Here is a 20,209-nt window from a genome sequence, read left to right on the forward strand (position 1 = left end):
ACTAGAACTCGAACTTGAATCCCGCCTTCAGCACGCGCGGCGCGATGATCGACGAGATGCGCCCGAAGTAGCTCACCTTGGTCATGTTCGCGTCAAACTCCGCCTGTGACGCGAATCCCTGGGTCGTCGAGTACAGAGCCTGGGCGGCGTTGGTGTTCAACAGGTTGTGAACCTCGGCGAAGACGGTCGCCTTGACCCCCCCTCGCATCCTGATCGACTTCGCGCCCCGGAACGACAACAGGTTCATCCAATCGGCCCGGTACGTGCCCTGCGCTTCCGCACGAACCGTGGTGGACCCTTGCGTAAGCGCCAACACGAGGTTGCGATTGGTCGGCTGGCCAGAAAGCGCCTGGAAATTCAGGCCGAGACTGATGTCCCACGGCGCCTGAAAGCTACCGATAATCTTGATGGCATGGGGCTGATCGTAGCCGCCCCTGCCGACGACGTTGATTTGGGCGTTGGGATCGTTCGGATCCTCTGCCTGCCGGCCGCCGCTGTCGACCCACACCGGCCCGTCCAGTTTCGACCACACGTACGATGCCTGGAGCTGCCACCGGTTGGCCATTCGCCTGTTGAACGACAACTCCAGCGACTTGTAGTGCAGTGTTCCCGGCACGTTCCGCCGGACAAACGCGTCGGTGCCAAGGTATGCCGCCTGCAGATTGTAAGCCGTGATGGTCGTGTCGTCAGCTGTCCCCTTCAGGTTGTCCGGGCCGTAGTCCGGAAACGACGCCGGCACGTACGCGCCCGCCGGGAACTGGTTGACGTCGGCCCACTGCTTGGTGAACCAGCGCTGTATCCACGACACCGACAGCCCGATGTTGGCGCCTACTTCGCGCTGGAAGCCGAGCGTGATCTCGTCGGTCTGAGGTGCGCTGAAGCCTGGGTCGATGCGGTTGTTCTTGGGAGAGAACACGCTTTTCGGGTTCGGATTGTACTCGTTTGCATCGACCACCCCGTTCCCGTTCAGGTCCCCATACCACGTGTAGATGTTCAGACCGCTTGTGCGCAACACGTTGGGGTTGATGACATCCGAGAAGTGCCACGTGTACATATGGTTGAAGTAGCGTCCGAAACTCACCTTCGCGACGTTGCGCGCATCGCTGGTCACCTTGTAGACGAACCCGAGACGCGGGGCCCACGTCTTCCACGCAAACCCCGACTCGAGCTTCGGATACGTGGTCCGTGGGAACCAGAGCCCGCCACCGGTCTGCTCGGGAAGATACCCGTCGTACAGGGCGTAGCGAAGGCCAAGATTGATCGTCATCCGCTTGAACGAGACCCGGTCCTGTGCGAAGACCGAGATGTTCTTCATGTGCGTCTTCTGGTCGAGGGGCGTGTTGTAGGTCCGAATTTCGTACGGAGTCTGCACCCCACTGACGTTTCGGTACCGATAGAACGTGTCGCCGAAATACCGGAGGCCGTCGGTGCCGAACCCGATCCAGTATTCGAAGCCGGCCTTCATCTGGTGGTTGCCCCCCATCCAGCCATCCCGGTAATGGGTGACGGCCCCATTGAGTTGGAAGCGCCGTGCGTCGCGGAATCGCTCGCCCGAGGCGTGCGCGCCCCAGTAGACGCCAGTAGTCGTGTTGTAGCTGGCCGGCGTCTTTCCGTCCCACTCCTTCGAGTAGTAGGTCGGCCAGTACATCCGCATGAAGCTGGAGGACAGTTCGGAGAACGTGTTCTGGCCAATCACGCTCGTCCAGTTCAGGTTCTCGAGATTCTTATCCGAGATCTGGAACCACGTGGATTCCGGCGGCCGCGTCGCCGACGCGTCGCGGTTTGGCTGATTCTTCCGGTTAAATGTCCAGAACGCCGAGAGGTTGTTGTTCTGCGACAGTTTGTAGGTGGTCCGGAGCACGTAGTTGATCAGCTGCGTCTGGAACACTTTCGGAAAGCCGATGACGTCCTCCTGGGTCTTGTACTTCCGGTAGGAGACGTAGTACCAGACCTTGTCCCTGAGAACCGGGCCGCCGATGTCGGCGTTGATGTCGAGCAGTTGCTTCACGCGCGTGCCGACCGTGATGCCCTGCTTGCGCAGGTTGTCATCGATGTTGTCGCCGACCATGCCTTTGTTGGCGCCGGTAAAGTAAAACGTCCCCTTCAGCCGGTTGCTGCCGGACTTCGGGATGACATTGATATTGGCGCCGCCCGGGCCGCCGATTTCGGCGCCCATGGCCGCTGTATCCACGGAGATCTCTTCGGCAGACCCGTAGTCCATGTAGTACATCGACCCGTAATCCTGCGGCGTGTCGGTACTGACGCCGAAGTAGTTCAGGTTGTACTGCGTCGAACCGTGGGCGACCATGCCGGTCGACGTGCCGCTGTACAGGCCGCCGACGTCCTGGACCCCCATCACCATCCCTGGCAGCATCGTCGTCGATCCGAAGATGGTTCGTTGACTCGGAATCTCACTCAGGATTTCCTTGTCGAGCCGCTGACCCACTTTCGCGTTTTCGACGTCCACGACCGGCGACGCGCCTGTGACGGTCACGGTTTCGCTCAGCGTCGCCAGCTTCATCGGCGCGTCGATCGTCACTGTAGCGCGAACAGCGACGACCACGCCGTCCCTGATGTACGAGGCGAACCCGGCGAGTTCGAAGGTGATCTTGTAGAGGCCAGACGGGACGGCGGGAAACCGATAGGCGCCGTGTTCATTGGTGATGGCGGTCTTCACTCCCATCATGGCTGGCCCCGAGACGGTGACTGTCACCCCCGGAATGATTGCGCCCTGCTGGTCGAGCGTCTTTCCGGTGATTTCACCAAAGTTCTGGCCCGTCTGAGCCGATGCCCCTCCCAGTCCAAGGACCAGGCCGAGCAAGACGGCACCTCCAATTGAGAGAACCCGTTTCATGTGCTCCTCCTCCTCCCCTTCAATCACGAGACGGCATTCGCGCAACCCGTCAGTCACGTCCTGCAGATTGCGCTGTGGGGCTCGACGCCCGCCGCGCGGGTTCTCCCCAACGCGTGAGGGAATTGCCGCGAAACGGTTGTCGGCGATGGATGATTCGCGTCAACTATCGGCACATCGACGGAGGTTGTCAAGCGGGATCAGTCCGGGGGGAACAGTCCGGCCGAGCGCCTCGCGCCGTTGAAGAGTGGCCTCTGCTGCCGCGACGTCCCGTCACTCCGCGGCGAACCCCACAGTACAATGCACGCGTGGATCGACTGCTCGAAGCCACATCGCGCGCCGAACGCGACCATTTCTGGTTCCGCGGATTCCGGCAGTTCGTGACCCCGCTGCTGGAGCAGGCGGCCGGCGGCCGGCCAGGACTGCGGCTGCTCGACTGTGGATGTGGGACAGGCGGCAATCTCCGGCTCCTTGAAGCATACGGGCGCGCGTGGGGATTCGATCTCGCGTGGTCCGGTCTGGCGATCGCGCGGAGCCGTGGCCTCGACCGGCTGGCGCGGGCCAGCGCCGCCCACGTGCCCTTCGCCGCGGAGACCTTTGACATCGTCACGTCGTTCGACGTGCTCTACTGCCTGGAGGCCGCCGTTGAACACGCCGCCGTCCGCGAGATGTGGCGCGTCCTGAAGCCCGGCGGTTCAATCGTGATCAACGTCGCGGCCATGGAGATCCTGAAGGGGAACCACTCGGTGCTGTCTGCCGAGCTGAGACGCTACAGTCGATCGAGCCTGCGCGCACTGCTGGAGCAGGCCGGTTTCACCGTCGAGCGCCTGACCCACACCAACGCGGCGCTGTTTCCCATCACCTTGGCGGTGAGGCTGACGCAGCGCGCCATGGGGCTGGCGGCCGAAGCGGATGCGCTTGGTGAGATCTCCGTCCCGCCGGCTCCCGTCAACGCGATCCTGAGCGCGGCGCTCAGCGTTGAAGCGCGGGTGCAGCGGCTGGTGCGGTTGCCGTTCGGGAGTTCGCTGCTGTGCCTGGCCCGGAAGCCGGTTTGAGCGTGGCCGAGTAGATTCGCAAGGCCAGCGCGCGCTTGTCGGCGTTCTGCCCGCGGTCGGCCGGGCGGAACGATTGATTGCTTTCGATGGTGATCTGTCCACCGGATTGCTTGAGCGCCGAGGCTGGTATTGGGATCGACCAGAAAAAATCGGCAGCAGCCGTACTACTGAAGAGTGACAGACTGCCCGCCTTCACAGTTACGCTGGACGGCGCGGAAAAATACTTCAGCGGCGACTCGCCCGTCAGTTGCAGCACGAGATCGCGATCGACGGTGGTCGTCCGGAGCGCCGCGCGCTCGCTTGCCCATCGCCACGTCTGTCCAGTCGTGAGGTTGTACTCGGGTTCGTACCAGCCGTCACCATACCCTCGCATCACGGCGGTTGGATCCTGGAGGTCGAACTGATCGATCGTAACGACCCCGGTGCGCGCATTCCCGTCGATCGCCCGGGCTTGTATCTCGAGCTTCGCGTACGGTCGGTCGCCAGCGAGCGAGCCGGCCGGCAGCGAAAAGAAACTGAGGAAGAAGGTGTTGGCCGGAGCGACCGTCCACGTGTCGACCTGCCGGCCGTCGATCGTCACGTCCACGCGCGCCGATGGTCCCGTTCCCGCACCGAGGTGGCGGCCGCCGATCATCATGGTGGTCGTCGTCTCGCGTCTCTTCACCCACGCGACCAGCGACCCGAATTCGAGGCCACGGCGATCGGCACTGGCGACGCCGGCGGTTTCCGGCGTCAGAGCCCAGCCTTCTCCGGCAAACCATCCCGGCTGGCGAATCACGACCCATTGCAGTGGGTTGGGCCTGATGCCGCCAAGGTAGATCGGGGTCGACAACGGCCAGGCGTAGTCGCCGTGGATCGCCCGGGCCTCCGGATCGATCAGGACGAGGTCTGTGCGGCGCGGATCCGCAAGGAACCAGACCGGGCGTGATTCGCCGTTCAGCCACGCCGTCACGAGCGACAGCCACTCGTGTTTCGGCGGGGACGGTACGGTTTGCCATCCTGGCGCGGCTGGCGCAGCCGCCTCGACAGCCCTGGCGAAGGCGTGGTGCATGCCCAGCGTCACGCCGGGGGTCTTCGATGACTCGAGGGTCATGTCAGCCAGCGCACGCGTGGTCGGGCTTCCGATCCGTGCGTAGCTCGCGACCACGGGAACCGTCAACACGAGCGACACCACCGACAACACCACGATCGCGCCTCGACCGGAGGCGCGCCCCAGCAGCAGGAAGCCCTTGACTGCCAGGTATGCCAGCGGCGGCACCAGCGGCAAGGCGTACCGTGTCGTGACGGTCTCCTGGAATGCCAGATGGAACAGGCCGTACGGCGCGAACGCCACCAGCAGGACGATCAACCCGCGGCGACGGCGGACGACCATCACGACGGCGCCGACTACCGCAGCCGCAACGATCAGCCACCCGATCTCGGCCCAGTGCAGCACGAACGTCTCATAGAGAGCGAGCGCGAGCTTTCTCGGCGTCGGATGAGTGGCGAGCAGGTCGACACCGGACCAGTCTTCGCCCGCCTGGTTCGCAAACGCGGCCACGTACTTCGACGGGCCGCCGCTTGCCACGACCAGCGGCACGAGCCACAGCAGGATGCCGCCGGCAAACCACACGGTGCCGCCGATGAGTGCCGCGGTGGCTTCGCGCCGGCGCCGGCTGACGATCACGGCCACCAGCAACGGCAGGGTCAGCCAGGCGGCCTGCGATCGCACGCCGATCGAGAGCCCGCAAGCCAGCGCCCCAACCAGAATCAGCCGTCCCGATCGGGCGGCGGCCACCGCGTCGATCTGGCCGGTGGCCGTATCCCGCATGCGCAACTGCTGGACGAGCGCCGTCGCGAGCAGAGCCTGAACCGCCAGCGACGCGGCAAAGCCCAGCGCATCGCTCATCGGACGCGATGCGCTCATCCAGACAAGCGGCGCCGTCATGGTGACCAGCGTCGCGGCTGCAGGTGCGGCCAGCCACGATTCCCAGGGCGCGCCACGACCGTTCGCCGAACCTGCCGCGCCGCCGTCGATCGCATCGAAACAGGCGAAGAGACGCAGCAGCGCGAATGCGGCGAGTGCGCCACACAGCGCGCCCCAGAGAGCCAGCGCGTGCGGTTCGCTCATCACCGTCGCGGCTGTCTTGGCCAGAGCGATGTAGATCGGATAACCAGGTGGATGAGGCCGGTGACGCCCGGGATCGAAGTCGCGGAGGCCGAGGGCGAAATTTGCCGAATCCACGTCCTCGAGCGTTGACGCGAGAAACGGGAGATGGCCGGCCAGGAACAGTGTCGCCAGCGCGGCCGCCACCCACCACGCGCGGCTCCCGCGCCGGACAGAATGCAGCAGATCGGTCACGGGGCTGGTCACACTGATTTCAGCAGAATGCCTTCGTTGAGGCTGCCCATCCGGTAACCCTGGAGATCGAGCGCCACGTACTGATACCCGGCTGCCTTGATGTCGCGGACGAGCGCGTCGCGCACCGCCGGGTCCAGGGCCCGCATCATCTCATCCGGGTCCAGCTCGACACGCGCCAGGTTGTCGTGGTGCCGCACCCGGTACACCGTGAAGCCGAGCGCCCGCAGCGCCTCTTCCGCCCGTTCAATCGTGCGGAGCTTCTGCGGAGTCACCTCGGTGTGGTACGGAATCCGCGACGAGAGACACGCAGAGGCGGGTTGATTCCATGTCGGAAGTCCTGCGCGCCTCGACAGCTCCCGGATCTCGTCCTTGGTCAGGTCGGCTTCATCGAGGGGGCTGACCACACCCATCTCTCGCGCGGCCTGCCGTCCCGGGCGGTAGTCGCCGCGATCGTCGGCATTGGATCCATCGATCACACCGGCGAACCCCTGCTCGCGAGCCAGCCTCGTCAACCGGGTGAACAGTTCACGCTTGCAGTGGTAGCACCGATCGGGTGCGTTGGCGCGGTAGTCGGGGTTGTCGATCTCGGTCGTGACGATGAACTCGTGCCGGAAGTTGAATTGCGAAGCAAGATCAACGGCCATCTTGCGGTGCCGCGACGAGTAGCTCGGGCTGTCGGCCGTGACGCAATGCGCGCGGTCGCCAAGCGTGGACGAGGCCACATAGGCCAGGTACGCGCTGTCGGTGCCTCCGCTGAACGCCACCACGACCGAACCCAGCGAACTGAGCCTCGCCCGCAGGCGCGCCTCCTTCAGGAGACACCCGGCGACCGCCGATTCCGACTCCCGTTGATCGAGCCCTGTGGTGGTCACTCGTCCTCGTCGTCGTCTTCGTCCTCGTCTTCGTCTTCGTCCAGACCGTCCTCGTCTTCGTCTTCATCGTCGACGACGCCTTCGAGGATGATGGGGTTAAGGCTGACAACCTCCAGAGCCGCTCCGCAATTGTCACACTCCAGCGTGTCACCCTTGTCGACATCCAGTTCATCGATGTCGATCTCGAACTCGCACTCGGGGCAAATGGCCATACCGCCTCCTCACGGAACCGCCGGCGTCACGAACCGTGTCCGGGTAGTTGTTCAGTGTGCATCGATCAGATGCGCTCAACGTCTCCTGCGAAACGAGCTTGGATTATAGCGACAAGCCTCAGCGCCCGCAACGCAACTCAGACACGACCGCAGAGGCCAAATCAGACCGTGCAAACCGCGGCAACCCGGACCAGAAAAGAGGGCTAACGTCCATCCGTGCCGCCGCCGATACCTTGCACAGGATGACAAACGCCGGGGCCGCATACAAGACTGTTCTCATTGCCGATGATACGCCGTTTGTGCGCGATCGGTTCAAGTCGGCCATCGAGCACGCCGGACATCGGGCCTGCATGGTCCGCAGCGCGGCCGAACTGCTGGCGCGTGTCCGCGCCGATCAGTCAGAAATCGATCTGGTGGTCGTCGATCTGCGGTTGCCCCACGCCGGCGGCGTCGATCTGGTCCGCTCGATTCGCAAGCTGGACGGCGGCAAGCTCCCGATCCTGGTGTTCAGTGGGACGATCGCGGCCGCATCTGAAGTCCGGGATCTGGCCGGTCTCGGCATCGCCGGGTATGTCAATGAACACAGCGCGGCCCAGCACATCCTGCCGTCGCTCGCGCCGCACCTGTTTCCGGACAACTTCAATCGCCGCCACAGCGCGCGCGTCGTACTGGGCATCCCGGTGGCCTACCGGGTCGCCAACACGATCGCCGCAGCCGTCACGCTGAATCTCGGCAGACACGGCGTGGCCATCCGGACGATGAATCCGCTCGACTCGTCCGCCCGCGCCAGGGTCCGCTTCCGCCTCCCGCACGCCAGCCAGGATGTGGACGCTGACGCGCGCGTCGTCTGGAGTGACGCCCGGGTGGGTATGGGCCTCGAGTTCGAACGCATCGACGCGGTTGATCAATCCGCCGTCGAGACGTTCATCGACTCGCACTAGACATCTTCGATCTGCCGGTCGCCTGTCCGAGGTTTCGGAGAGGAAGTCGGATTGGAAGTACAATCCCCATCACATCGTCCGGGCCGCCTCGGGCCGCCGGTCGAGTCATTCGTAAACGTAGATCGTATCTGTCATCCACGGAGTCATCAGTGATCGAGGTCCAGCACCTCACGAAACGCTACGGCCGCATCACGGCCGTCGACGATGTGACGTTCCGCGTCGAGCGGGGCGAAATTCTCGGCTTTCTCGGGCCAAACGGCGCTGGAAAGACGACGACGATGCGGGTGATTACGGGGTATATGCCCCCGACTCAGGGCAAGGTCGTGGTCGCCGGGTTCGATGTCTTCGATCAGCCCGTCGAGGCCAAGCGTAGAACCGGTTACCTCCCGGAGACGCCGCCGCTCTATCCCGAGATGACGGTCAGGGAGTACCTGATGTTTGTCGCGAAGATCAGGGGCGTCCAATCCGGCGACAGGCAGACGCGGGTCGCGCAGGTCATGAAGAAGACCGCGGTCGCCGACATGGCCGAACGCCACTGCAGCAAGTTGTCGAAAGGCTATCGCCAGCGTGTCGGCCTCGCCCAGGCCATCCTGCACAACCCCGACGTGCTGGTGCTCGACGAGCCAACCGCGGGGCTCGATCCGAAGCAGATCATCGAGACGCGGCAGTTGATCAAGGAACTGGCCGGCACCCACACAATCGTTCTCAGCACACACATCCTCCCGGAAGTGGCGCAGACCTGCCAGCGCGTGGTGATCATCACGAAGGGCAAGGTGGTGGCGGTCGATACCCCGGAGAACCTCACCCATCGTTTGAGTGGCGCCGAGACGATGTACGTCCAGCTGGACGCGGCCGATGCCGACGCCACGTCGGTCCTGCAGGGCGTGCCGGGCGTCACGCGGGTTGGCATCTCGGATCGGCACGGCGCCGCGGTTGGCTATGAGGTTGACAGTGCGCGGGACCGGGACATCCGGCGCGAGTTGTCGGCGGCGGTCGTCGCGAAGGGCTGGGGCCTGCTCGAGTTGCGCCCGCTGAGGATGAGCCTCGAGGAGATCTTCCTGCAGGTCACCACCGACGAGGGCAAACCGGAGCAGCCGGTGACGACCGGGCAGACCGAGGAGGCCACCCAGTGAGCAACATGTTCGCCATCGCCCAGAAGGAGATCAGGGCGTACTTTGCGTCCCCTATCGCCTACGTCGTGATTGGCCTGTTCTCAATCCTGTTTGGCGTCTTCTACTGGACGATCCTCGACTGGTTCGTCAAGCAGGGGATGCAGATGGCGCCGGGGATGGGCCCGCAGAGCCTGAACGTCAACGAGCGGATGATCCGGCCGCTGCTCCAGAACGCGATGGTGATGCTGCTGTTCGTGCTGCCCATGATCACGATGCGCACGTACGCCGAGGAGAAGCGATCCGGCACGATGGAGCTGCTGCTGACCTCGCCCATCACCGACGTCCAGATCCTCGTCGGAAAATTTCTAGGGGCGCTGACCCTGTATGCCGCGATGCTCGGCGTCACGCTCGTCTACGTGCTGGCGCTGTTCGCGTTCGGCACTCCCGAGTGGAAACCGCTGGTCACGGCGTATCTGGGCCTGCTGTTGTTTGGCGGCTGCTTCGTCTCGGTCGGCATGCTGGTATCGAGCTTTACGAAAAACCAGATTGTCGCCGGAATGATGACGTTCGTCGTGTTCCTGCTGCTGTGGGTGATCGACTGGCTCGCCGGTTCGGCCACCGGACTGTTTGGCCCGTCGGTGGGTCCGGTCGTGGAGGAAGTGCTGAACTATCTGTCGATCACGCAGCACTTCGACGACTTCGGCAAGGGCATCATCGACACGAAGCACCTCATCTTCTATGTGAGCTTCATTACGTTTGGCCTTTTCCTGACCGCGCGGTCGGTCGACAGTGAACGGTGGCGGGGATGATGAGGAAACTCGCGGACTATTCGAACTGGCTGGCCATCGCCCTTGTCTCGGTGGCGCTGGCGCTGTTTCTGCAGCCGTGGAGGCCGGAGTGGTCCGGCTACGCGCGGTATCTGGCCGTCGCGGGACTGGTTCTGCTGCTGCTGTCGATGCTGGCGGGGTGGCGCGACATCGCCGCGACGTTCCAGCGCCGGCAGACCAGGCTCAGCACGATCACCATCACGAGCGTCGCGGTGGTGCTGGGAATCCTGGTGCTCATCAACATCATCGGCACCCGGCAGAGCAAGCGCTGGGATCTGACGGCCAACGCCGTCTATACACTGTCGGACCAGACGCAGAACGTGCTGAAGAAGCTCGATGGCCCGCTGGCGATCAAGGTCTTCTACAGCCAGAAGGAGATGGACCTCCAGCGCTACAAGGATCAGCTCGCCGAATATGAGCATGCCTCGAGTCACGTGTCCGTCGAGTACGTCGACGCCGACAGACAGCGCGCCAAGGCGATCCAGTACAAAGTCGAAGCCTACGGTACGGTTGTTCTCGAGTACAACGGGCGCGTCGAGCGCGTCACGGGCAGCGGCGAGCAGGACCTGACCACCGGCATCATCAAGGTGGTAACGGGGACACAGAAGAAGATCTACCTGACGCAGGGGCACGGCGAGAAAAGCCCGGACAGCACCGAACGCGCCGGATTCAGCACGGTGAAGACGTCACTCGAGCGCGAGAACTACGGCGTCGACAAGGTCGCGCTCATCGAACACGGCCAGGTCCCCGCTGATGCGGCGGTGCTCATCGTCGCGGGCCCGAAGACGGATCTGCTCGCGCCGGAAGTGGAAGCGATCAGGAAGTACCTGGCGGGTGGAGGCAAGTTGATGGTGATGCTGGATCCGCCGGAATCCAGCAAGTCGGCGCCGCTTGCCAACCTCGAAGGCCTGCTCCGCCAGTGGGGCTTCGACATCGGCACGAACGTGGTCGTTGACGCGAGCGGCCTCGGCCAGATCTTCGGGGCGGATGCCGCCACGCCGGTCGCGGCCAGCTATCCGGCGCATCCGATCACGGACCGCTTCGGCTACATGACGGCCTACCCGCTGGCACGCTCGATCGGGCCGCTCAAGAACGGGGCGAACGGCCACACTCCGGACACGTTCATCCGGACGAGCCCGCGCAGTTGGGGCGAATCCGACATCGACGGGCTGATGAAATCCGGCGAGGTGAAGTTTGACGAGGGCAAGGATCTCAAGGGCCCTGTGTCGATTGGCGCCGCGGTATCGGCGCCAGTTGATGCGCCGGTGCAGACGCCGGCGGGCGCCGACAAGAACGCGAAGCCGTCCGAGACGCGCGTCGTCGCGATTGGCGATTCGGATTTCGCCTCCAACGCCTACGTCAGCGTGCAGGGCAATCGCGACATGTTCATGAACACGATCGGCTGGCTGGCACAGCAGGAGAACCTCATCTCCATCCGGCCGAGAGAAGCGAGCGATCGCCGGCTGACGATGACGACCGCGGAAACCAGGTTGATCTTCTTCCTGGCCATCTTCGGCATCCCGGGCGCCATCCTGGCGATGGGCGTCTATACCTGGTGGCGGAGGCGTTGATGAGAGGTGTTCGTTCGACGATCCTGCTGCTCGCCGTCTTCCTCGGTCTGCTGGCCTATGTCTACTTCTACGAAGCGAAGAAGCCGGGCGGCCAGGACGCGGGCGAACCCAGACAGAAGGTCTTTACGGTCGAGGCCGACAAGATCGAAGAACTGCAGATCACACTCGCGAGTGGCGACCGTTCGGTCCTCAAGAAGATCAACGGGACGTGGACCATGCTGGCGCCCGCGCAGACGAATGCCGACCAGACCGAAGTCACGTCGATCGCCACCAGCCTGGCGTCACTCGAGCGTCAGCGCGTCGTTGACGACAACCCGGCCGACATTGCTCAGTACGGCCTGGCCAAGCCGCGCGTGGAAGTGGCGTTCCGGAAGACCGGCGACAAGGATGTCACCCGCCTGTTTCTCGGAGAGAAGACCCCGACAGGCGGCGACCTCTACGCCAAACTGCCGGCCGAGAATCGCGTCTTCCTGGTCTCGTCGTTCCTCGACGGGACGTTCAATCGCACGGCGTTTGATCTGCGGGACAAGAAGGTGCTGGTGTTCGACCGCGAGAAGGCCAGCGCACTGGAAGTGGTCACCAAGGACGGCCCGGTGAAACTGGCACTGGTGAATACGCGGTGGCAGCTGACCACACCGGTTGCCGCGCGCGCAGACGCCTCCGCGGTCGACGGCGCGATCGGCCGCCTGCAGACGGCCCAGATGAAGTCGTTCGTGGCGGCCGACGTCCCCGAGAAGGAACTGGGCAGGTACGGGCTCGACAGACCCGACGTCACCGTCTCGGTGGTCTCCGGCAGCGCGCGAGCGACGCTCGCCATCGGGAAGGCCGCCGATGGCGGAAATCTCTATGCCCGCGACCTGTCGAGGCCCATGGTCTTCACTGTCGAATCGGCGCTCGCAACTGATCTGAAGAAGAAAGCCGACGACTTCCGGCCGAAAGATCTGTTCGAGTTCAAGCCGTTCACGATCGTCCGACTGGAGATTACGCGCGGGGCGGCGACCGTGGCGTTCGAGAAGTCGAAGGGCAAGGATGGCGCCGAGAAGTGGCGGCAGGTCGGCCAGACAAAGGATCTCGACCAGGCCAAGGTGGATGCCCTGCTGTCGTCGCTTTCGTCAATCACCGTCGACAAGTACGTGGACGCCAAGACAAAGACGGGCATCGCGTCTCCGGTCGCGGTGGTCGTCGCGAAGTTCGAAGACGGTAAGAAGGAAGAGAAAGTCACATTCGGCAAAGTCGGGAATGATGTCTTCGCGGCGCGATCGGGCGATTCGGGGGCTGCTCAAGTCGCGGCGTCCAGGCTCGATGAGATGCTGAAGTCGCTGGAGGTGCTGAAATGACGCGGCGCTGGTTACCGGTCGCCTTGATCGTGCTGACCGCGGCGTGCGCCCAGCAACCCCGGCCGGCAGTTACACCGCAACTGCCGTCAGGGCCCCTCCCTGGCGCGGCGGCACTTCAGTCGGATCTCTCCTCGATCTTCCAGGCGCCCGCCTTTGGCAACGCAGTGTGGGGAGTCCTGGTCCGCTCCCTCAAGACCGGCGACACGCTGTTCGCGCTGAATCCGCGCACCCTGCTGATGCCGGCCTCGAACATGAAGGTCGTGACGATGGCGGCCGCCGGCGAGACGCTGGGCTGGGACCGCACGTTCAAGACGACTTTGCTGGCGACAGGGCCGATCGAGCAGGGCGTGCTCAAGGGTGATCTGGTGGTGGTCGGCAGCGGTGATCCATCGCTTGGCGGACGGCCGACGGCGGGCAACACGATTTTCGACGCGTGGGCGGCTGATCTGCGCGCGAAAGGCATCTCGGCCATTCAGGGCCGCATCATCGGCGACGATCGAGCGTTCGAACCGCAGGGGCTCGGCGCGGGCTGGGCATGGGATTTCCTGGATGCCGCCTACGCCACTCCCACCGGGGGGCTGAACTTCAACGAGAACACGGTTCAGGTGACCGTCAAGCCAGGTGCGGCGGCCGGAGACTTTGCGGCGGTCGAATCGGCGCCGGGAGGACATGACCTCGTCATCGAGAACGCCGCCTGGACGTCGGCGGCGACAGCGGAAGTGGCCATCAGCCTGGATCGCGCGCCCGGCAGCGCGGTGTTGCGCGTGAGCGGTAGTCTGCCCGCCGGCCACGCTCCGGTTGTCCGCTCGGTGTCGGTCGAGAGCCCGACTCTCCTGTCGGTCGGTGCGCTGCGTCGGGCGCTCTCGACAAGTGGCATTCCTGTCAGCGGGGACGCCGTGGCGATCCGCTCGCTCGCGGCTGCGCCGGATGTGGTGCGCGCGGTCCCGCTTCTCACCTACACCTCGCCGACCCTGACACAGATCGGCAAGCTCACGCTCAAAGTCAGCCAGAACTTGTACGCCGACACGCTGCTTCGACTGATGGGCTGCCCCGCCCCGCTGGAATCCCGCCCGATGTGCACCACTCGGGCAGGCATCCGGACCGTCGGCGAAGTGCTGAAGGGCTGGGGCATCGCGCCAGGCAGTTACGTGATGGTCGATGGATCGGGGCTGTCGCGCTACGACTATCTGACCCCGGAACTCCTGGTCACCGTCCTGACGCGGATGAACAGCGACGAGCGGCATCGCGGGCCATTTCTCGATGCGCTGCCCATCGCCGGTGTGGACGGCACGATCTCCGGCCGGATGCGCGACACGAAGGCGCAGGGCAATGCGCGCGCCAAGACGGGCTCCATCTCAAATGCGCGTGCACTGTCTGGCTTTGTCACGTCAGCCGACGGCGAGCCGCTGGTCTTCTCGATGATCGTCAACAACTTCAACGTCTCACAGGCTGAAGCCGATCGATTGATCGACCGCGCCGTCGTGCGGCTCGCCGAATTCCGCCGCCGGTAGACAGTGGCTTCGCGCCATCACACAGTGGCTTCGCGCCATCACAATGAGGGCTGAAGCGCGCGCTCAATAATCATCTGAAGCGCCGCAAGTATCTCGGCCGGTGATCCGGTCATGCCGCCGCCTTGGGCCAGTTCCGGTTTGCCGCCACCTTTTCCCCCGACCTGGCCGAGTAACGTCTTCAGGATGGCCGACGCATCAACCTGGACGTCCGCAGAGCGTGCCAGCACGACGAAGACCGGCTCGATTGCCGAGATCAGGCCTGCCACGACCCCGCCGTCCGTGGCGGCCGCCGTGGCAATCGTCTTGAGGTCGGCCTGGTCGACGCCAGGAGCGATCTCGAGCACGACCGTCACCGATCCCACCTTCCGGCCGCGGTCGACCATCGCGGCGGCTTCAAACACGGCGAGTCGATCCTGCAGGTCGCGAATCTGGCGCCGCAGATCCTTATTCTCTCCCTGGGCGCGCTCTATCGCCGCGGGCAGCTCGCGTGGAGCGACCGAGATGAGCCTGATGCTTCCGGCGACTGCGTCCCGCACGACGCGGTACTCGACGAGCGCGCGGCCGCCGCAGACGAATTCCAGGCGCATGCCCCCCCGGAACTTCTCCCACGACTTGACGGCGACAATGCCCACTTCGCCCGCGCGCGCGACGTGCGTTCCGCCGCACGCCGACGTGTCGAAGCCGGCGACCTCAATCAGCCGCAATTGGCCGGTGCGTGTTGGTTCCTTGCGAAGTGAAATCGAGGCCGCCTCCTCCTCGGAGACGAACCGAATGGTGACGTCGCGGTTCTCCCAGACGATGCGATTGGCTTCGGCTTCGGCCGTCGCGATCGCGTCGGCCGCCAGCACCTTGTCGAGGTCGAGCGTGGACACCTCGGCCCCAAGATGAAACCCGACCGTCCGCGCCTTTAAGAGCCGGTCGAAGGCGGCCGACAGGATGTGCTGCCCCGTGTGTTGCTGCATGTGATCGAAGCGTCTCGGCCAGTCGACCGTGCCGCGCACAGAGGATCCGGCCGGAAGCACACGGTCGATCACGTGGCCGATGCGGCCGTCTGGAAGATCGACGACGTCGATCACTGTGGCTGCGCCAAGGGTTCCGGTGTCAGACGGTTGCCCGCCGGAGGTCGGATAGAACGCCGTGCGATCGAGCGTGGCGACGAGGCGGCCGTTTTGCATCTCGCAGGTTTCGATCGCTGCATCGAATTCGACAAGAGCCGGATCGGTGTAATAGAGCCGTTCAGTCACAGCGTGTCCTCGAATCGGAATTAGGGTCGGACCTCTATTCCGGTCGTCTTCCCCGAATGGAGATCTGATCCCAATTCCTGGTCAGCAGCGGGTCCGGCACGCCGCACTCGGCGAATCCTCTTGCACGCAGTACGCAGCTGTCACAGTGGCCACACGGCCGCCCGCCGGGTCCAGGGTCGTAGCAGCTATGTGTGAGCCCGTAGTTCACGCCGAGCGCCAGGCCCCGCCTGATGATGTCGCCTTTCGACATCGAGAGTAGCGGGGTGTGTACCGTGAACCGCGCTCCCCCGACACCCGCCCTGGTCGCCAGGTTGGCCATCCGCTCGAACGCCTCGATGAACTCCGGACGGCAATCCGGATACCCGGAGTAATCGAGCGCATTGACGCCGATGAAGATGTCGGAGGCGCCGATCGATTCGGCCCATGCGAGCGCGAGCGAGAGAAACACCGTGTTCCGGGCCGGCACGTACGTTGACGGAATGCCGATGTCGCCGAGGTCACGATCCTTGGGCACGGGGCCCTCGCCGATCAGCGCGGACCCGCCGAATGCCGCCAGGTCGAGCGCCAGGTCGATATGGCGAACCACACCAACCGCCAGCGCAACTCTTCTGGCCGCTTCGATCTCGACGCCATGCTTCTGGCCGTAGAGCACCGTCAGCGCGTACAACTCAAATCCATCGGCGCTGGCGATGGCCGCCGCCGTGGAGGAATCGAGCCCGCCGCTCAGCAGAATGACCGCTTTCCTTCTATCCAACCCCAGCCCCCCAAGGGCGCCGTAGCCCTTCAGTCATGTCTCGGCGAAGGCGGCCCGGCACGCCGAAGCCCGCAGCCGTGTACGGGCGAAGGCGGCTACACTCCCCTCGTGCCCGGCTCCCAGATGTACTTGTGAACCTGGAGGTGCAGCCGCCCCACCAGACGATCTTCGAGCATCCACTCCGCGAGACGCTTCGGGGCGAGGGCGCCATGCACGGGCGACAACAGCACGGCCGCGCACCGGTGGTCGAGTTGATACTGCCCAATCACGGTGCGGGCGAACTCGTAGTCCTGCCGATCCTGGATCACGAACTTCACTTCGTCGCTCGGCGAGAGCCGATCGAGGTTCGGCCAGTGATTTCGTCCGGACTCGCCGCTGGCCGGGCACTTGACGTCGAGGATCTTGATGACGCCGACCGGCACGCGCTCGGCGCTCAAAGAGCCGCCGGTCTCGAGCAGCACCGTTTTGCCGCTCTTCACCAGCGCGGCCATCAGCGGGTAGACCTCTTCCTGCAGCAGCGGTTCACCGCCGGTCAACTCGACGAGCGGACACCCGTACGACTCGACGGCAGCCAGGACGGCGTCGATCGACATCTGGAGCCCTTCCGTGAACGCATAGGCCGTGTCGCACCAGGCGCAGCGCAGGTCGCACGCCGTCAGGCGCACGAACACGCACGGCCTGCCTGCCCAGGAGGACTCGCCTTGAATGGAATAGAAGATTTCGTTGATCGTCAGCATGCGTGGGGTCGGCTCGCTCCCGAGATCAATATTGTACTCCTCATGCGCCGAACCCCCGCAAGTCTCCGCTCCGCGGTCCTGGCGGCCCAGGCTAGAATGATCCGCGGATACCGACGTGGGCGACATACGAATCGGCACATCTGGCTGGAACTACCCGACGGGTCCTGGAACCTGGAACGGGATCTTCTATCCGGCGAAGCAGCGCGGGCGCGCCTTCGATGATCTGGCCTACTATGCCGAGCACTTCGAAACAGTTGAAGTGAACTCGAGCTTCTACCGGTTGCCCGATCCGGCGATCACGCGCCAGTGGGGGGCGCGGACGCCCGCGGGGTTCGATTTCTCCCTCAAGCTCTATCAGAAGTTCACGCACCCGGCGATGTACCAAAGGGCCACGTCGCCCGATCTGCCCGGCGACGGCCAGGCGACGGCGATTCCGGCTGTGACCCGGGTGGACGTGGAGGCGTTTCTCAAGGCGATCGATCCGCTGGCCAACGCCGGCAAACTGGGCTCGTTGCTCGCCCAGTTTCCTCCGAGCTTCCGCGACACGGATGATGCGCGCGAGTATCTCGTCTGGCTGATGGAGTCGTTCCAGCACTACCCCTTGGCCATCGAGCTTCGCCATCGCAGCTGGAGTGATCACGAGCCTCGCATCATCAGCCTGCTCAACGAGCATGGCGCGGCGTGGGTCCAGATCGACGAGCCGAAGTTCCGATTCTCCATCCGGCAGAAACATCTGCCGAATCTTCGCCGGCTCTATTACATGCGTCTGCACGGACGAAACGCCGAACAGTGGTGGACGCACGATCACCCGGACGACCGCTACAACTACCTGTATTCGGCTGGCGAGCTCGACGGCTTCGCCGACACCGTGGCAGCCGTCAGCCGCCTGGTGCAGAAGATCTACGTGTACCTGAATAATCACTTTGCCGGGAAGGCCGTCGCCAATGCGGCGATGCTCCGCCACAGGCTGGGACAGCCGGTCACCGGTGAGTACTCTCGGGACATGCTGACGCGCTATCCCTTCCTGGACGCGGTGGTGCCGCACAAGGGCACAGGCGGGTTGTTCGATGAGGCGGGGCCGGGCGAGGTGATGGCGGAGGGAGAAACCGCAGAGGACGCAGAGTCGCGAGAAGGCTGATGTGGCCGATGGTGGCTGGCCGGAGCGCCTATGTTTGTGAGGCGTCCCCTATTGACCTTCCGCAGGCTCTGCGCACTCTGCGAAAAAAAGTGTCTGGATCTATTTTACATACATTCGCTTGATTGTATCGCCGACTTCGATCTTATCGACGACCTCCATCCCGGAGGTCACCTGACCGAAAATCGCATACTTTCCGTCAGGAATCTTCTTCTTTCCGATTGCAATGTAGAACTGGCTGTCGGCCTTGGCCGCGTCGCCAGAATGGGCCATACCGACTGTGCCCCGCCTGTGCTTCAATTTCTTGCTGATCTCCGCGACGCCAATCGGCTGACGGTTACCTGTCCGGCCCCAGGTGCTTCTGTTCTTGAGGTCCTTCGAGTCGGGATCACCAACCTGGATGACCAGGCCCGGATCGGCCCGGTGAAAATGCTGACGGTTATAGAAGTTGGCCTTCACCAGTTTGAGGAAGTTTTCTACGGTCTTCGGAGCTTCGGAGGGATAGGTCTCGATGGTAATCGTCCCTTTGCTGGTTTCGATGACCACTACCGGCCCACCAGCCGGTGCCTGGGCGGCGCCGACGCCTGTCATCACAATCCACATGCCCACGGCCACCATCAGCACACACGCGCCAGACAATCTGCGCATCGTCTTACTCCTGGTTAGTTCACTCAATCCATGCCGCCGTATCGCCCAAGGCGGAACTGGCTGGATGATACACCATCAGGGGAACCACGATGTAGGATCTCCACGATGAAAGACGAACTCCAGCTTCTGCCAGGCGTCGGTCCAAGTATTGCGGGCGATCTTCGTGCGCTCGGCGTGCGATCCGTGCGCGATCTGGGCCGCCGCGACCCTGAGCGCCTGTACCGGTCGCTCTGTGAGCACACCGGCGAGCGCCAGGACCCGTGCGTGCTCTACACGTTTCGCTGCGCCGTCTATGCGGCCCGGACAAAGGGGCCTGATCCAGCGCTGCTCAAGTGGTGGGCCTGGAAGGACAAGAGGCTCAGCGGCGCACGCCGCGCGACTTCCCAATCGTCGTCACGCCCACCCGCGGGCAGTGGTCGCTGATCGCGCACTCGAGGCAGCGCGGATGGGTCGGCCGGCACACGTTCTGTCCCCACGTCACCAGATAGAGGTTGATGTAGGGCCACCATCGAGCCGGCAGGCGATCGTACAAGGCCTGCTCAGTCTGTTCGGGCGTCATCGTCCGCACCCACCCGAGCCGGTTCGAGATGCGATGGACGTGCGTGTCGACGCAGATGTTGCGTAGACTCTTGAATCCCAGGATGAGGACCAGATTCGCGGTCTTGCGTCCGACACCTCGCAGGACGAGCAGTTCATCCATCGTTCCAGGCACGGCGCCATTGAAGCGCTCCAGCAGAATGCGGCAGGTCTCGCTCACGTGCCGGGCCTTGGTCCGATAGAAGCTGACCGGGTAGATGAGTTTCGCGATCTCGGGCACGCTCAGCGCCGCCATTCGACGAGGCGTCGGGGCCTTCCTGAACAGGCGCGCCGAGGCCGCCGCCGTGGTTGCATCCTGCGTGCGCGCCGAGAGCAACGTCGCAATCAGTACCTGAAAGGCATCATCCTGCTGTTCTTCTGCGATCTTCTCGACGATCGGCAGTTCGAGGCCGGTGATCGCCCTGGCGAGTCCGCGCATGATCCACTCGATGTCGCGGAAATGTGGTTTCGGCATCGGCGTTCCG

The 20,209-nt window shown here is 64.1% G+C and carries 18 protein-coding genes; 9 read left to right on the forward strand and 9 right to left on the reverse strand.

Features of this window, described 5'->3' with window-relative positions; translation table 11 throughout:
• Window position 1 precedes the first annotated feature (1 nt).
• The gene (locus NTV05_14620; protein MCX6545632.1) at window positions 2–2,854 is read right to left on the reverse strand and encodes a carboxypeptidase regulatory-like domain-containing protein; all 2,853 of its coding nucleotides are present in this window, start codon (window positions 2,852–2,854) and stop codon (window positions 2–4) included.
• Between the two features lie 305 nt (window positions 2,855–3,159).
• On the opposite strand from NTV05_14620, the gene NTV05_14625 reads away from it, so the two are divergent.
• Complete coding sequence (locus NTV05_14625; protein MCX6545633.1) at window positions 3,160–3,906, forward strand: methyltransferase domain-containing protein; 747 nt, start codon at window positions 3,160–3,162, stop codon at window positions 3,904–3,906.
• On the opposite strand, the gene NTV05_14630 is transcribed toward NTV05_14625, so the two are convergent.
• Genes NTV05_14630 through NTV05_14640 form a run of 3 tightly spaced genes read right to left on the reverse strand, consistent with a single transcriptional unit; the run spans window position 3,824 to window position 7,331 of the window.
• Window positions 3,824–6,259 (reverse strand): DUF2723 domain-containing protein, encoded by a 2,436-nt coding sequence (locus NTV05_14630; protein MCX6545634.1) that lies wholly within the window; start codon window positions 6,257–6,259, stop codon window positions 3,824–3,826. The two genes, NTV05_14625 and NTV05_14630, sit on opposite strands and share 83 nt — an antisense overlap.
• Window positions 6,256–7,119: an ATP-dependent sacrificial sulfur transferase LarE gene (larE, locus tag NTV05_14635; GenBank protein ID MCX6545635.1), complete on the reverse strand. Its 864-nt coding sequence runs from the start codon at window positions 7,117–7,119 to the stop codon at window positions 6,256–6,258. Before larE ends, NTV05_14630 begins: the two co-directional genes overlap by 4 nt.
• Entirely contained in the window at window positions 7,116–7,331 is a 216-nt protein-coding gene (locus NTV05_14640) for a hypothetical protein (protein MCX6545636.1), read from the reverse strand. Before NTV05_14640 ends, larE begins: the two co-directional genes overlap by 4 nt.
• Before the next feature lie 242 nt (window positions 7,332–7,573).
• On the opposite strand from NTV05_14640, the gene NTV05_14645 reads away from it, so the two are divergent.
• The 6 genes from NTV05_14645 (at window position 7,574) to dacB (ending at window position 14,630) form a co-directional block, all read left to right on the forward strand.
• Window positions 7,574–8,272: a response regulator gene (locus NTV05_14645; protein MCX6545637.1), complete on the forward strand. Its 699-nt coding sequence runs from the start codon at window positions 7,574–7,576 to the stop codon at window positions 8,270–8,272.
• 149 nt (window positions 8,273–8,421) lie between these two features.
• Window positions 8,422–9,405, forward strand: a complete 984-nt coding sequence (locus NTV05_14650) for an ABC transporter ATP-binding protein (protein ID MCX6545638.1) — start codon at window positions 8,422–8,424, stop codon at window positions 9,403–9,405.
• 5 nt (window positions 9,406–9,410) lie between these two features.
• The gene (locus NTV05_14655) at window positions 9,411–10,193 is read left to right on the forward strand and encodes an ABC transporter permease subunit (GenBank protein ID MCX6545639.1); all 783 of its coding nucleotides are present in this window, start codon (window positions 9,411–9,413) and stop codon (window positions 10,191–10,193) included.
• Entirely contained in the window at window positions 10,190–11,782 is a 1,593-nt protein-coding gene (locus tag NTV05_14660; protein ID MCX6545640.1) for a Gldg family protein, read from the forward strand. Before NTV05_14655 ends, NTV05_14660 begins: the two co-directional genes overlap by 4 nt.
• Window positions 11,782–13,119, forward strand: a complete 1,338-nt coding sequence (locus NTV05_14665; protein MCX6545641.1) for a DUF4340 domain-containing protein — start codon at window positions 11,782–11,784, stop codon at window positions 13,117–13,119. The genes NTV05_14660 and NTV05_14665 overlap by 1 nt, the downstream gene beginning before the upstream one ends.
• On the forward strand, window positions 13,116–14,630 hold the full coding sequence (gene dacB / locus NTV05_14670) for a D-alanyl-D-alanine carboxypeptidase/D-alanyl-D-alanine-endopeptidase (protein ID MCX6545642.1): 1,515 nt from the start codon (window positions 13,116–13,118) through the stop codon (window positions 14,628–14,630). Before NTV05_14665 ends, dacB begins: the two co-directional genes overlap by 4 nt.
• 38 nt (window positions 14,631–14,668) lie before the next feature.
• Here dacB and NTV05_14675 read toward each other — a convergent pair whose 3' ends face one another.
• The 3 genes from NTV05_14675 to NTV05_14685 all read right to left on the reverse strand — a co-directional run bounded on the left by NTV05_14675 (window position 14,669) and on the right by NTV05_14685 (window position 17,365).
• Window positions 14,669–15,874: a DHHA1 domain-containing protein gene (locus NTV05_14675; GenBank protein ID MCX6545643.1), complete on the reverse strand. Its 1,206-nt coding sequence runs from the start codon at window positions 15,872–15,874 to the stop codon at window positions 14,669–14,671.
• Between the two features lie 34 nt (window positions 15,875–15,908).
• Window positions 15,909–16,628: a 7-cyano-7-deazaguanine synthase QueC gene (gene queC / locus NTV05_14680; protein MCX6545644.1), complete on the reverse strand. Its 720-nt coding sequence runs from the start codon at window positions 16,626–16,628 to the stop codon at window positions 15,909–15,911.
• 95 nt (window positions 16,629–16,723) lie between these two features.
• Window positions 16,724–17,365 carry a radical SAM protein gene (locus tag NTV05_14685; GenBank protein ID MCX6545645.1) on the reverse strand — a complete coding sequence of 214 codons (642 nt, stop codon included), beginning with the start codon at window positions 17,363–17,365 and terminating at the stop codon, window positions 16,724–16,726.
• Window positions 17,366–17,480: 115 nt separating this feature from the next.
• Between NTV05_14685 and NTV05_14690 the strand changes: the two genes are divergently transcribed.
• Complete coding sequence (locus tag NTV05_14690; GenBank protein MCX6545646.1) at window positions 17,481–18,503, forward strand: DUF72 domain-containing protein; 1,023 nt, start codon at window positions 17,481–17,483, stop codon at window positions 18,501–18,503.
• A gap of 99 nt (window positions 18,504–18,602) precedes the next feature.
• Here the strand turns inward: NTV05_14690 and NTV05_14695 are convergent, their stop codons facing one another.
• Window positions 18,603–19,148, reverse strand: coding sequence for a peptidylprolyl isomerase (locus tag NTV05_14695; GenBank protein MCX6545647.1), 546 nt, complete (start codon window positions 19,146–19,148; stop codon window positions 18,603–18,605).
• A 105-nt stretch (window positions 19,149–19,253) separates the two neighbouring features.
• On the opposite strand from NTV05_14695, the gene NTV05_14700 reads away from it, so the two are divergent.
• Window positions 19,254–19,571 carry a helix-hairpin-helix domain-containing protein gene (locus NTV05_14700; GenBank protein MCX6545648.1) on the forward strand — a complete coding sequence of 106 codons (318 nt, stop codon included), beginning with the start codon at window positions 19,254–19,256 and terminating at the stop codon, window positions 19,569–19,571.
• Here NTV05_14700 and NTV05_14705 read toward each other — a convergent pair.
• Window positions 19,507–20,199 (reverse strand): endonuclease III, encoded by a 693-nt coding sequence (locus NTV05_14705; protein MCX6545649.1) that lies wholly within the window; start codon window positions 20,197–20,199, stop codon window positions 19,507–19,509. The genes NTV05_14700 and NTV05_14705 overlap by 65 nt on opposite strands.
• Window positions 20,200–20,209 lie beyond the last annotated feature (10 nt).

This window comes from Acidobacteriota bacterium, from assembly GCA_026393755.1.
GTDB lineage: Bacteria > Acidobacteriota > Vicinamibacteria > Vicinamibacterales > JAKQTR01 > JBAXOX01.